Source organism: Klebsiella sp. G-Nf4 (assembly GCF_002810615.1).
GTDB lineage: Bacteria > Pseudomonadota > Gammaproteobacteria > Enterobacterales > Enterobacteriaceae > Klebsiella > Klebsiella variicola.
On sequence record NZ_PION01000007.1, the window covers coordinates 198,287 to 210,558 of the forward strand.

12 protein-coding genes are annotated in these 12,272 nt (G+C 55.9%); 10 read left to right on the forward strand and 2 right to left on the reverse strand.

Annotated elements, in window-relative coordinates:
* Positions 1–19: 19 nt before the first annotated feature.
* Positions 20–1,240 (forward strand): beta-ketoacyl-ACP synthase I, encoded by a 1,221-nt coding sequence (gene fabB, locus CWM57_RS16055; RefSeq protein ID WP_008803915.1) that lies wholly within the window; start codon positions 20–22, stop codon positions 1,238–1,240.
* Positions 1,241–1,449: 209 nt separating this feature from the next.
* A complete protein-coding gene (locus CWM57_RS16060) occupies positions 1,450–2,631 on the forward strand; it encodes an MFS transporter (protein ID WP_100676075.1) in 1,182 nt (393 codons plus the stop codon).
* Between the two features lies 1 nt (position 2,632).
* Here the strand turns inward: CWM57_RS16060 and CWM57_RS16065 are convergent, their stop codons facing one another.
* A complete protein-coding gene (locus tag CWM57_RS16065; protein ID WP_061153761.1) occupies positions 2,633–3,370 on the reverse strand; it encodes a GntR family transcriptional regulator in 738 nt (245 codons plus the stop codon).
* A 195-nt stretch (positions 3,371–3,565) separates the two neighbouring features.
* Between CWM57_RS16065 and CWM57_RS16070 the strand changes: the two genes are divergently transcribed.
* The 4 genes from CWM57_RS16070 (at position 3,566) to CWM57_RS16085 (ending at position 7,367) form a co-directional block, all read left to right on the forward strand.
* The gene (locus CWM57_RS16070; RefSeq protein WP_100676076.1) at positions 3,566–3,880 is read left to right on the forward strand and encodes a PTS sugar transporter subunit IIB; all 315 of its coding nucleotides are present in this window, start codon (positions 3,566–3,568) and stop codon (positions 3,878–3,880) included.
* 108 nt (positions 3,881–3,988) lie between these two features.
* Positions 3,989–5,335, forward strand: coding sequence for a PTS sugar transporter subunit IIC (locus CWM57_RS16075; protein ID WP_061153763.1), 1,347 nt, complete (start codon positions 3,989–3,991; stop codon positions 5,333–5,335).
* Positions 5,322–5,633, forward strand: coding sequence for a PTS lactose/cellobiose transporter subunit IIA (locus CWM57_RS16080; protein WP_023340577.1), 312 nt, complete (start codon positions 5,322–5,324; stop codon positions 5,631–5,633). Before CWM57_RS16075 ends, CWM57_RS16080 begins: the two co-directional genes overlap by 14 nt.
* A gap of 60 nt (positions 5,634–5,693) precedes the next feature.
* On the forward strand, positions 5,694–7,367 hold the full coding sequence (locus tag CWM57_RS16085) for a carbohydrate porin (protein ID WP_100676077.1): 1,674 nt from the start codon (positions 5,694–5,696) through the stop codon (positions 7,365–7,367).
* A 58-nt stretch (positions 7,368–7,425) separates the two neighbouring features.
* Here CWM57_RS16085 and flk read toward each other — a convergent pair whose 3' ends face one another.
* Positions 7,426–8,406 carry a flagella biosynthesis regulator Flk gene (gene flk, locus CWM57_RS16090; protein ID WP_100676078.1) on the reverse strand — a complete coding sequence of 327 codons (981 nt, stop codon included), beginning with the start codon at positions 8,404–8,406 and terminating at the stop codon, positions 7,426–7,428.
* Positions 8,407–8,516: 110 nt separating this feature from the next.
* Between flk and pdxB the strand changes: the two genes are divergently transcribed.
* The 4 genes from pdxB (at position 8,517) to CWM57_RS16110 (ending at position 12,228) form a co-directional block, all read left to right on the forward strand.
* Positions 8,517–9,653 (forward strand): 4-phosphoerythronate dehydrogenase PdxB, encoded by a 1,137-nt coding sequence (pdxB, locus tag CWM57_RS16095; RefSeq protein ID WP_074387930.1) that lies wholly within the window; start codon positions 8,517–8,519, stop codon positions 9,651–9,653.
* A 63-nt stretch (positions 9,654–9,716) separates the two neighbouring features.
* Positions 9,717–10,730, forward strand: coding sequence for an aspartate-semialdehyde dehydrogenase (locus CWM57_RS16100; RefSeq protein ID WP_100676079.1), 1,014 nt, complete (start codon positions 9,717–9,719; stop codon positions 10,728–10,730).
* Entirely contained in the window at positions 10,730–11,542 is an 813-nt protein-coding gene (gene truA / locus CWM57_RS16105) for a tRNA pseudouridine(38-40) synthase TruA (RefSeq protein ID WP_100631064.1), read from the forward strand. The genes CWM57_RS16100 and truA overlap by 1 nt, the downstream gene beginning before the upstream one ends.
* A 26-nt stretch (positions 11,543–11,568) precedes the next feature.
* A complete protein-coding gene (locus CWM57_RS16110) occupies positions 11,569–12,228 on the forward strand; it encodes a DedA family protein (RefSeq protein ID WP_100676080.1) in 660 nt (219 codons plus the stop codon).
* Positions 12,229–12,272: the final 44 nt, after the last annotated feature.

Genomic DNA, 12,272 nt, shown 5'->3' on the forward strand with positions numbered 1-12,272 from the left:
CGACTTACAGAGGTATTGAATGAAACGTGCAGTGATTACTGGCTTGGGCATCGTTTCCAGCATCGGTAATAACCAGCAGGAAGTCCTGGCATCTCTGCGTGAAGGACGTTCAGGGATCACTTTCTCTCAGGAGCTTAAAGATTCAGGGATGCGCAGCCACGTATGGGGCAACGTCAAACTGGATACCACTGGCCTCATTGACCGCAAAGTAGTGCGCTTTATGAGCGACGCTTCCATCTATGCTTACCTGTCCATGGAACAGGCCGTTGCCGACGCAGGTCTGGCGCCGGAAGCATACCAGAGCAACCCGCGTGTTGGCCTGATTGCAGGCTCCGGCGGCGGCTCCCCGAAATTCCAGGTCTTCGGCGCTGATGCCATGCGTAGCCCGCGTGGTCTGAAAGCCGTGGGCCCGTATGTGGTCACCAAAGCGATGGCTTCCGGCGTTTCCGCCTGCCTCGCCACGCCGTTCAAAATCCACGGCGTTAACTACTCCATCAGCTCGGCCTGCGCCACTTCCGCCCACTGCATCGGTAACGCGGTAGAGCAGATCCAACTGGGCAAACAGGATATCGTCTTTGCCGGCGGCGGCGAAGAGCTGTGCTGGGAAATGGCTTGTGAATTCGACGCCATGGGCGCACTGTCCACCAAATACAACGACACCCCGGAAAAAGCGTCCCGTACCTATGATGCGAACCGTGATGGCTTCGTTATCGCCGGCGGCGGCGGTATGGTCGTCGTGGAAGAACTGGAACACGCCCTGGCGCGTGGCGCGCACATTTATGCCGAAATCGTCGGCTACGGCGCAACCTCCGATGGCGCTGACATGGTAGCCCCGTCTGGCGAAGGCGCAGTGCGCTGCATGCAGATGGCGATGCACGGCGTTGATACCCCGATTGACTACCTGAACTCCCACGGTACGTCTACTCCGGTCGGCGACGTGAAAGAGCTGGGTGCTATCCGTGAAGTGTTCGGCGACAACAGCCCGGCTATCTCTGCAACTAAAGCGATGACCGGCCACTCGCTGGGCGCGGCGGGCGTACAGGAAGCCATCTACTCCCTGCTGATGCTGGAGCACGGCTTTATCGCGCCGAGCATCAACGTCGAAGAGCTGGACGAGCAGGCTGCCGGCCTGAACATCGTCACCAAACCGACTGACGCTAAGCTGACCACCGTGATGTCCAACAGCTTCGGCTTCGGCGGCACCAACGCCACGCTGGTGATGCGTAAATACAACGCCTAATCAGCATGCGAAGTGCAGAGGGGAGCCACCGGCTCCCCTTTTTTGTTATCTTGACAGGGTAAGGGCCTGCAGGCACACTGCTGGCGGATCCATTAGTCTCTCCACTAATGCGTAAGCGTTTAACGTCAACCAACGCGCCTTAACCCTGATAATCAGGTGGAGGGGGCGTGTCGCTTTGCTCGCCTTACTCTGCGAATCTGGAGTAATGCATGTCCGCAGTTACTGAAACAACATCCCATTCCTCAGCGAATTTTTCGCTTTTCCGTATTACGTTTGCTGTCTTTTTGACCTACATGACCGTTGGTTTGCCGCTGCCGGTGATCCCGCTGTTTGTCCATCAGGAGCTGGGATTTGGCAACACCGTGGTTGGCGTGGCAGTAGGGATCCAGTTCCTCGCCACCGTTCTGACCCGCGGCTACGCCGGGCGCCTGGCAGACCAGTACGGCGCCAAACGCTCCGTCCTGCAAGGGATGCTGGCCTGTGCCCTGGCGGGCGCAGCATGGCTGGCCGCTGCGCTACTGCCGCTGCCGGTGCTCGCCAGGCTTGGCCTGCTGCTGCTGGGGCGCTTGATCCTCGGATTTGGCGAAAGCCAGTTGCTGACCGGTAACCTGAGCTGGGGGATGGGGCTGGTGGGGCCGGCCCGCTCCGGCAAAGTGATGTCATGGAACGGCATGGCGATGTATGGCTCGCTGGCGGTGGGCGCCCCACTGGGATTATTGATCTATAGCCATTTCGGTGTGGCGGTGCTGGCCTGCGTCACCATGGGATTACCGCTCGTCGCCTGGCTTATTAACGGTACTGTGCGCAAAGTGGCGGCTCACGGTGGCGAGCGGCCTTCATTATGGAGCGTCATCGGCATGATCTGGCGGCCAGGCATTGGTCTGGGCCTGCAAGGCGTTGGTTTTGCGGTGATCGGCACCTTCGTTTCCCTCTATTTCGCCAGTCATAACTGGCCGATGGCCGGCTTTACCCTGACGGCGTTTGGCGGTGCCTTTGTGCTGATGCGTATTCTGTTTGGCTGGATGCCGGACCGGTTTGGCGGCGTCAGGGTGGCGATGGTCTCGTTACTGATAGAGGCGGTTGGTCTGACGCTGCTGGGGCTGGCGCCGAATGCCTGGCTGGCGCTGGCTGGCGCGGCGCTAACCGGATGCGGTTGCTCACTGATTTTCCCTTCACTCGGCGTGGAGGTGGTGAAGCGCGTCCCGGCGCAGGTGCGCGGCACCGCGCTCGGCGGCTATGCGGCCTTTCAGGATATCTCCTATGGCCTGACCGGGCCGCTAACCGGCCTGCTGGCGACCTCGCTGGGTTACTCGTCGGTGTTCCTTGCTGGTGCTCTCTGCGCGGCGCTGGGGATTATCGTCACCCTCGTCTCTTTCCGCCGCCAGGGTTAGGTTATTGTCCGGCCTTGCCCGCGGGCAGGCCGGGCGCCGTCTGCCGCGGCAGGTAATACTTCACCTGGAATTCGAACATATTAGTATACAGAATGGAGTAATCGATAGGCTGGTGGTGTTCATCAATCGCCTGCGTCTGCATGCGGATAATCGGATCTTTGGCGCTGATATGCAGGAGAGTTGCCAGCTCAGGCGTTGGGAGCACCGGCACTATTGATTCGTAACATCCATTTATTCTTACTCCGCATTCGTTTTCTATATATGAAAACTTCGATTTCTTCATATGCGCGATGGTCAGATCGGGAAAACGGGTCGCGGAGAGCCATGTTTCCTCTAATTGCATGGCGATATTATCGATAAAACGCAATCTTTTAGCATAATATACCGCTTCGCCATGCTGCAATTGCAGTCCACGGGCAATTTCCTCCGACGCTGGCTGTAACTCAAATTTGAGGATCTGGCTGGAGGGCGTTTTTCCCTGATTACGGGCAATTTCGGTAAAACTGTCTAAATGCGTCACCGACGCCTGGAAATGCTTATTTCTAATCCATGTGCCTGAGCCATGTCGGCGTTCGATTAAACCATCCTCTTCCAGCGTTTTCAGCGCTTTACGTAACGTATTGCGTGAAACATCATAAAGTTCTGCCAACTCTTTTTCGGCCGGCAGAAGATCGCCAATGTTGTAGAACGGGCTATTAATTTTGTTTTTAAGCAAATTGACGATATTTTTGTACACCACTTTTGAACCTCCATAATCCCTTTGGAAACATGGCCTTGCTATCGTATGTTGTTAAATACAGGGCAAGACGTTCATTTTTTGCTTTGCTTCTGCACCACTTCAGGATGGCTAACTGTGATCAAAACCGCGGTTAAGAAAATTAACAATTATTAAAGTGCTCGTCAATTGAGGTCATCAGTAAAACAGGAAGGGGTAATGCAAAATATATTGTTAGTGTGTGCGGCGGGAATGTCGACCAGTATGCTGGTGAAAAGAATGCAGGAGCAGGCTGAAAATATTCAGGCTCAGGTTAATATCAATGCGCTGGCTATTTCTGAAGCCAAAGAAAAGATTAAGGACAATGAAGTGGATGTCGTCCTTTTAGGGCCGCAGGTTCGTTTTCAAAAAAAAGAAATAGAAGAGGTGGCCCAGGGGAAAATGCCGGTGGCGGTGATTGACATGAAATATTATGGGCAAATGGACGGTAAAGCCGTTCTGGAAAGTGCGCTGGCATTATTGGCAAACCGATAGTTTTCTCATTTATCCCCGTTATCGTGTGGGTACTTTCGTTGCTTCCCTGGGCTGCTACGGCTAAAAAACACGATGACGTTAATAAATTATTATGAATAAGGGTTCGTCATGAGTTTCATGGATACCTTTGAGCGTGGCATGGAAAAAATCCTCGTGCCTGTCGCAATTAAGTTAAATTCTCAGATCCACGTTTCAGCGATTCGCGATGCGTTTATTCTTTCGTTTCCCATCGTCATGGCCAGTTCGCTGATTATTCTTATCAACTTTGCTATTTTGTCGCCTGACGGATTTATCGCCAGTATTCTGCATTTAGGGTCGATATTCCCCCATCTCGCGGAGGCGCAGCAGATTTTCACCCCGGTAATGAACGGTTCGGTCAATATCATGGCGATATTGATCACCTTTCTGGTGGCGCGCAATATGGCGATCAGCTATCAGCAGGACGATCTCCTGTGCGGCCTGACGGCGATCGGCGCCTTTTTTGTGGTGTACACGCCTTATACCATCATCGATGGTCAGGCCTATCTGGCGACCAAATATCTTGGCCCGCAGGGGTTGTTTGTGGCGATTATCGTCGCGCTGATTTCCAGCGAAGTCTTTTGCCGCCTGGCGCGCAACCCAAGGGTGACCATCACGATGCCGGCTGCGGTGCCGCCGGCGGTGGCGCGTTCCTTTAAGGTGTTGTTGCCGATTTTCTTCGTGATGATCTTCTTTTCGATCCTCAACTATCTGTTGACGCGTATTTCGCCGAATGGTCTTAACGATCTGATTTATACCCTTATTCAGGCTCCGCTGAAGGATATGGGGACCAACATTGTGACCGTTCTGGTGCTGGGACTGGTGGCGAATTTCCTCTGGGTGTTGGGGATCCATGGGCCGAATACCGTGGCCGCCATCCGCGAGACCATCTTCTCGGAAGCTAACCTCGAAAATCTCTCCTATGCCGCCTCGCATGGCAGCACCTGGGGAGCGCCGTACCCCATTACCTGGACCGGCATCAATGATGCGTTTGCTAACTGCGGCGGGTCGGGTATGACGCTGGGCCTGTTACTGGCCATCTTTATCGCCTCCCGACGCAAAGATTACCGTGACCTGGCAAAAATGGCCTTCGTGCCGGGCCTGTTTAACATCAATGAACCGGTGATGTTTGGCCTGCCGATTGTGCTTAACCCTATCCTGGTGATCCCGTTTATTCTGGTGCCATTTGTGAATTCACTGATCGGTTATTTCTTTATTAGCATGGAGTTTATTCCGCCGATTGCTTACGCCGTACCCTGGACCACGCCCGGGCCGCTTATCGCCTTCTTTGGCACCGGCGGCAACTGGCTGGCGCTGTTTGTCGGCATTCTGTGCCTCGCGGTTTCAACACTCATTTACTTACCGTTTGTGATTGCCGCTAACAAGGTCAATACCGCGGCGGCGACCGACCAGGAGGATGGCGATGTTTGCAGATGAAAGTACGGTCATGGAGTTGCTGATTTATGCTGGTCAGGCGCGATCAGACGCCATGGAGGCGATTGCCGCCTCCCGGCAGCGGGAATGGGGGCGGGCAGCGGATTTGATGGCCAGCTCGGAAGCGGCCTGTCGGGCAGCGCATAAGATCCAAACGGCGTTGATAGGTCAGGACGAAGGCTGCGGAAAAATCACCGTTAACCTTATTCTGGTGCACGCCCAGGATCACTTAATGACCGCGATGCTGTGCCAGGATTTAGCCAAAGAAATTATTGCCCTGCGCCAGGAGCGCTCTGCCTGATTTACCCGCCTTCAGCCGTTCTGGCTGAAGGCCAATTATAACAATATGTAAAGGTACCCTATGTATTCAAGTCAATTGAAGGTGAGCTTATTGTCTTTATCGGTACTGCTGGCTATTTCGACAAGTGATGTGATGGCGGCTAAATTAACCATTGAACAGCGTCTGGAATTACTGGAGTCTGAACTGTCGGCGAATAAAAAAGAGCTACAAAAAACGCAATCACAATTATCGACCTATAAAGGTAAGGTGGCCGAATTACAAAAAAGTATTAAGGAGAATGAAAAACGTCATGTCACGACGGGTTATCCAACAACAACGTCGCCGGTGGCGGAAAATATAGCCAATGAAAATAATGAACTGAGTAAAAAAGCGGCCCCGGTGCAGGTGAAAGCCACTCAGCAGGTGGCGGTTATTGATACCGAAGGCCAGAAGCCGAAACTGGAAAGCGTCACCCTGAAGGACATCAGTAAATTTGTTAAAGATGATATTGGCTTTAGCTACCAGGGGTACTTCCGTTCCGGCTGGGGAACATCAAATCACGGATCGTCGCAGACCTACGCCCCCGGCTCGCTGGGTCGTTTCGGTAATGAAATGAGTGGCTGGTTCGACTTAACGTTGAATCAGCGGGTCTATAACCAGGATGGCAAAACGGCGAATGCCGTTGTGACGTACGACGGTAACGTCGGCGAGCAGTATAACGACGCCTGGTTTGGTGGCAAAGATAACGACAGCATTTTGCAGTTTAGTGATATTTATCTGACCACCAAAGGTTTCCTGCCGTTCGCGCCAAAGGCAGATTTCTGGGTCGGCAAACATAAACTGCCCGAGTATGAAATTCAGATGCTGGACTGGAAGTCGCTGACCACCGACGTTGCGGCCGGGGTCGGGATCCAGAACTGGGCGCTGGGGGTTGGCCAGCTGGATGCTTCCGTCAGCCGGAACGATGTCGACGTGTATTCTCGTGATTTTACGCAAACCACCCAGATGAACACCAACTCAGTCGACCTGCGCTATCGTAATATTCCCCTGTGGCAGTCGGGTTCTTTGTCGCTAATGGGCAAATATGCGTTCGCTAATAAAAATGACGAGCAGGAGCGAAACGAAGATAACAACAGCTACTTCCGGTTCAAAGATACCTGGATGGCCACCGCCATTATTCGTCAGGAGCTGGAACGCAAGGGCTTTAACGAATTTACGCTGCAGGTGGCGGACAACTCGTACGCCAGCAGTTTCGCCAACTTCTCCGGCGCCAGCAACTCCATGGCCAGCGGTCGCTATTACTACGGTGATCATACCAACGGCGTGGCCTGGCGCCTGATTTCACAGGGGGAAATGTACCTCGCCGATCGCATTATCATGGCGAATTCACTGGTGTGGGCCCATGGCAATGATGTGTATAGCTATGAAAGCGGGGCGCACAGCGATTTCGACAGCCTGCGCGCGGTGATCCGCCCAGCCTGGATATGGGACACCTGGAACCAGACCGGGGTCGAGCTGGGGTGGTTTACCCAGAAAAACAACACCCGTCAGGGCGACGATCTGAAGGAGTCAGCGTATAAAACGACGCTGTACCATGCGCTGAAGGTTGGGCCGAGCCTGCTGGGGTCACGTCCTGAAATTCGCTTCTATGGAACGTATATCAATATTCTCGATAACCAGTTGTCGCAGTTTGCGTTCAACGACGAAAGCAAAGATGAGTTTATGGTTGGCGTTCAGGCCGAGGTGTGGTGGTAACCGGCAAATCACTTAACGGGCGCCCGCATGAGGCGGGCGCGTTTTCCTGCGACGTGGGCTACAGCAGCCACCACAGCAGAAGGAGCAGGATCAATACACCGCCCAGCGCCAGCTGCCACGGCTTAGCGGCCCACGCTCGTTTCGGCGCGGGCTTTTCCTGCGGGATGGCCAACGTCTCCTGAGCGCGGGCTACCCGCAGCACAAACACCTTATTCAACAGCGCCAGGATCTGCGCTGGGCTCAGCGTCGTCTGCGGGGTGACCTGCCAGCTGCGACGCGCAAAGTCGACAATCTTTTGCCACTCTGCGGCCTCCAGCGGCTGCTTGAGCGCTCCCTGCAGCGAGGTGAGCGTGGGCGAGCTTTGTGCACTCAGCGTTTGCCGCGCCTGAAGCCAGTATGAAAGCGGCGTGAAGTGCGTCGCCGGGATCAGCTCTCCGGATTTGACACCGCAAAGTTCCAGCATGGACTGCCAAATCAGCTTGCTCGGTTCGCCGGTGGCAGCCGCCAGCTTAGTCACCAGCTGATTAAGCGTGTTGTGCTCCGCCGGCAAGAGCGGGCGCAGGGTCGCGGGACGCTGCTGCGGTTGCGGGATCGATAGCTGGCCGCGCTGCAGCAGGTGCAGAATGTTCTCCAGCTGCGGCTGGCTTAGCGCATGCAGCGCCGTTTGCCCATAATGTTGACGAATATAATCGCTGACCGCCTGACGGTTATTGCCTTGACCCAGCAGATCGCTGAGCTGTGCCAGCGTCTGGCGATGATGATGATTGTCCTGAGCCGTGGTTAAACGCTGATTGAGACTCGTCTCCGCGGCGTTGAAATGGCGGGCCAGCAGGGGGGTGTCGCCTTTCAGTCCGAGGTCATGCTTGACGCAGGCCCACACTTCCGCATTCTGCTGCGAGGTCAGCGCCACCAGGCGCGTGATCAGTCGCTCCAGGACGGTGCGTTGCTGCATGGAAAGCGAAGGTTCGCCGGTGGCGGCAGTGCCTGATGGACCTCGCCCCGGAGGACGGTCTGGCATATCTGCAAGGGGGTGCGTCATGATTCATCCTTTCGATATCGCGGTGCTGGAACCAGGTGATGAGTATGCCTGGCGGCCAGATTATGGCACACTTCCCCGGTTAACTCTCGTTCTCAGACAGGTACTGAACTGTGAAAATCCTCGTTGATGAAAATATGCCCTATGCCCGTGATCTTTTTAGCCGTTTAGGCGATGTGCAAGCGGTTCCAGGCCGTCCGGTTCCGGCCGATGCCCTGACCGATGCGGATGCCTTAATGGTGCGATCGGTCACCCGGGTCAATGAAGCATTGCTCTCCGGCAAGGCCATTAAGTTCGTCGGCACCGCTACCGCAGGCACCGATCACGTCGATCAGGCGTGGCTGCAGCAGGCAGGGATTGGTTTCTCCGCGGCGCCCGGCTGCAATGCCATTGCGGTGGTGGAGTACGTCTTTTCATCGCTGCTGATGCTGGCCGAACGCGACGGCTTCGCGCTGCGCGATCGCACCGTCGGGATCGTTGGCGTCGGCAACGTCGGCGGACGGTTGCAAAAACGGCTGGAAGCGCTGGGGATCAAAACCCTGCTCTGCGATCCGCCGCGCGCCGATCGCGGAGACGAAGGCGATTTCCGCTCCCTCGATGCCCTGGTCCAGGAAGCCGATGTACTGACCTTCCATACCCCGCTGTATAAAGAAGGGCCGTATAAAACCCTGCATCTGGCGGATGAAGCGCTGATTAGCCGACTGAAGCCTGGAACGATTTTAATTAACGCCTGCCGCGGGCCGGTGGTGGATAACGCCGCGCTGCTGAAACGGCTGGAAGCCGGCCAGCCACTGAGCGTGGTGCTGGACGTCTGGGAGCCGGAGCCGGATCTTAACGTTGCGCTTCTCAAGCGAGTGGATATCGGTACCGCGCATATTGCCGGCTACACCCTCGAAGGGAAAGCGCGCGGGACGACGCAGGTTTTTGAAGCCTACAGCGCCTTTATCGGCCATCCGCAGCAGGTGGCACTGGATACCCTGCTGCCGGCGCCGGAATTTGGCCGCATCACCCTGCATGGCCCGCTCGATCAGCCGACGCTGAAAAGACTGGTCCATTTGGTGTATGATGTGCGCCGCGATGATGCGCCGCTGCGGAAGGTGGCGGGCGTCGCCGGTGAATTCGACAAGCTGCGTAAAAACTATCAGGAACGCCGCGAATGGTCTTCGCTGTATGTACAGTGCAGCGATGCGCAGGCGGCGACGCTGTTGCGTCAGCTCGGTTTTAACGCTGTGCATCATTCTGTTCGTTAATGTCTTCTTAATGCCTCTGCCGGATACTCCGGCAGGGCCGCTTTATTTCTGGAGTAAACCACCATGTCTGAAGGCTGGAATATTGCCGTACTGGGCGCAACGGGCGCCGTAGGCGAAGCCCTGCTCGAAACTCTTGCTGAACGCCAGTTCCCGGTGGGGGAGATTTTTGCTCTGGCGCGCAATGAAAGCGCGGGCGAACATCTGCGTTTTGGTGGCAAGTCGGTGATCGTCAAGGACGCCGCCGAGTTTGACTGGACCCAGGCCCAGCTGGCCTTCTTCGCTGCCGGCGTCGAAGCCAGCGCGGCGTATATCGAAGACGCCACTAACGCCGGGTGTCTGGTTATCGATCTCAGCGGCCTGTTCGCGCTGGAGCCGGACGTGCCGCTGGTGGTGCCGGACGTGAACCCGTTCGTTCTGGGCGACTACCGCAATCGCAACCTGATCGCGGTGCCCAATAGTCTGACCAGCCAGCTGCTGACGGCACTCAAGCCGCTTATCGAGCAGGGCGGATTGTCGCGCATCAGCGTCACCAACCTGCTCTCCGCTTCGGGACACGGGAAAAAAGCGGTGGATGCGCTGGCAGGGCAGAGCGCCAAGCTGCTGAACGGGATCCCCGTTGATGAAGACGATTTCTTTGGCCGCCAGCTGGCATTTAATATGCTACCGCTGCTGCCGGATCGTGAAGGGAGCGTGCGCGAAGAGCGGCGTATCGTCGATGAAGCGCGCAAAATCCTTCAGGATGACGGGCTGATGATTTCCGCCAGCGTCGTTCAGTCGCCGGTCTTCTACGGCCATGCGCAGATGGTGAACTTTGAAGCGATGCGTCCGCTGGCAGCGGAAGAGGCGCGCGACGCCTTTACTCGCGGCGAAGAAATTGAGCTTTCTGAAGAGGGCGAATTCCCAACTCAGGTTGGCGACGCTTCCGGCAATGCCCGTCTCTCCATCGGCTGTGTGCATAACGATTACGGCATGCCGGAGCAGATTCAGTTCTGGTCCGTCGCGGATAACGTCCGCTTCGGTGGCGCGCTGATGGCGGTGAAGATCGCCGAGAAGCTGATTGAGGAGTACCTGTACTGATGTCTGAGATGGAGCAGCAGCCGATCTTTAAAATCGCGCTGGGCATCGAGTACGACGGCAGCAAATATTATGGCTGGCAGCGGCAAAACGAAGTGCGCAGCGTGCAGGAGAAGCTGGAAAAGGCGTTGTCGCAGGTGGCTAACGAACCGGTAAGCGTATTTTGCGCCGGTCGCACCGACGCCGGTGTCCATGGCACCGGCCAGGTGGTGCATTTCGAAACCCGGGCGCAGCGTAAAGATGCCGCCTGGACGCTGGGGGTAAATGCGAATTTACCTGGTGACATCGCGGTGCGTTGGGTTAAACATGTGCCGGCGGATTTTCACGCCCGGTTCAGCGCCACAGCGCGACGCTATCGTTACGTTATCTATAATCATCGCCTGCGCCCGGCGGTGTTGAGCCAGGGCGTCACGCATTTTCACCAACCGCTCGACGCCGAGCGTATGCAGCGCGCTGCGCAGTGTCTGCTGGGGGAGAATGACTTTACCTCGTTTCGCGCGGTGCAGTGTCAGTCGCGCACCCCGTGGCGAAACGTGATGCATATTAACGTTACCCGCTACGGTGCTTATGTGGTGGTGGATATCAAAGCAAACGCCTTTGTACATCATATGGTCAGGAATATTGTGGGCAGCCTGATGGAAGTCGGCGCCGGAAACCAGCCGGAGAGCTGGATGGCAGAACTGCTGGCAGCAAAAGACAGGACGCTCGCTGCGGCAACGGCAAAAGCGGAAGGGTTATATCTGGTGTCGGTTGATTACCCGGCCCACTATGATTTACCGGTGCTGCCAATGGGCCCGCTGTTTCTGGCGGACTAATAGGGTCATTAAGGGTAAAGACAAATATGGACTTGATTCACTTTTTAATTGATTTCATCCTGCATATTGATGTGCACCTTGCCGAACTGGTTGCCCAGTACGGCGTCTGGGTTTATGCCATTCTGTTTTTGATTCTGTTCTGCGAAACCGGGCTGGTGGTGACGCCGTTCCTGCCGGGCGATTCACTGCTGTTCGTGGCGGGCGCGCTCTCGGCGCTGCCGACCAACGATCTCAATGTTCACCTGATGGTATTGCTGATGATTATCGCGGCTATCGTCGGCGATGCGGTTAACTACACTATTGGCCGACTGTTCGGCGAGAAGCTGTTCAGTAATCCGAACTCGAAGATTTTCCGTCATAGCTATCTGGATAAAACCCATAGCTTCTATGAACGTCACGGCGGAAAAACCATTATCCTGGCGCGCTTTGTGCCGATAGTCCGAACCTTCGCGCCGTTTGTGGCGGGAATGGGGCATATGTCCTATCGTCATTTTGCAGCCTATAACGTGGTCGGGGCGCTGCTGTGGGTGTTGTTGTTCACCTACGCCGGCTATCTGTTTGGCGATCTGCCGGTGGTGCAGGAGAACCTGAAGCTGCTGATTGTGGCGATCATCGTCCTCTCCGTCCTGCCCGGCGTGATTGAAATCATCCGCCATAAGCGGGCGGCGTCAAAGCAGGCGAAGTAGCTCGCCCTGCGCTGCGCGTGACGGCCATGTGTCGTCACGCGCAG

What these genes read in the sequence shown, in the direction of transcription:
- fabB (WP_008803915.1), top strand. Translation starts at nt 20, where the DNA reads ATGAAACGTGCAGTGATTACTGGCTTGGGCATCGTTTCCAGCATCGGT.
- CWM57_RS16060 (WP_100676075.1), top strand. Translation starts at nt 1,450, where the DNA reads ATGTCCGCAGTTACTGAAACAACATCCCATTCCTCAGCGAATTTTTCG.
- CWM57_RS16070 (WP_100676076.1), top strand. Translation starts at nt 3,566, where the DNA reads ATGCAAAATATATTGTTAGTGTGTGCGGCGGGAATGTCGACCAGTATG.
- CWM57_RS16075 (WP_061153763.1), top strand. Translation starts at nt 3,989, where the DNA reads ATGAGTTTCATGGATACCTTTGAGCGTGGCATGGAAAAAATCCTCGTG.
- CWM57_RS16080 (WP_023340577.1), top strand. Translation starts at nt 5,322, where the DNA reads ATGTTTGCAGATGAAAGTACGGTCATGGAGTTGCTGATTTATGCTGGT.
- CWM57_RS16085 (WP_100676077.1), top strand. Translation starts at nt 5,694, where the DNA reads ATGTATTCAAGTCAATTGAAGGTGAGCTTATTGTCTTTATCGGTACTG.
- flk (WP_100676078.1), bottom strand. Translation starts at nt 8,406, where the DNA reads ATGACGCACCCCCTTGCAGATATGCCAGACCGTCCTCCGGGGCGAGGT.
- CWM57_RS16100 (WP_100676079.1), top strand. Translation starts at nt 9,717, where the DNA reads ATGTCTGAAGGCTGGAATATTGCCGTACTGGGCGCAACGGGCGCCGTA.
- truA (WP_100631064.1), top strand. Translation starts at nt 10,730, where the DNA reads ATGTCTGAGATGGAGCAGCAGCCGATCTTTAAAATCGCGCTGGGCATC.
- CWM57_RS16110 (WP_100676080.1), top strand. Translation starts at nt 11,569, where the DNA reads ATGGACTTGATTCACTTTTTAATTGATTTCATCCTGCATATTGATGTG.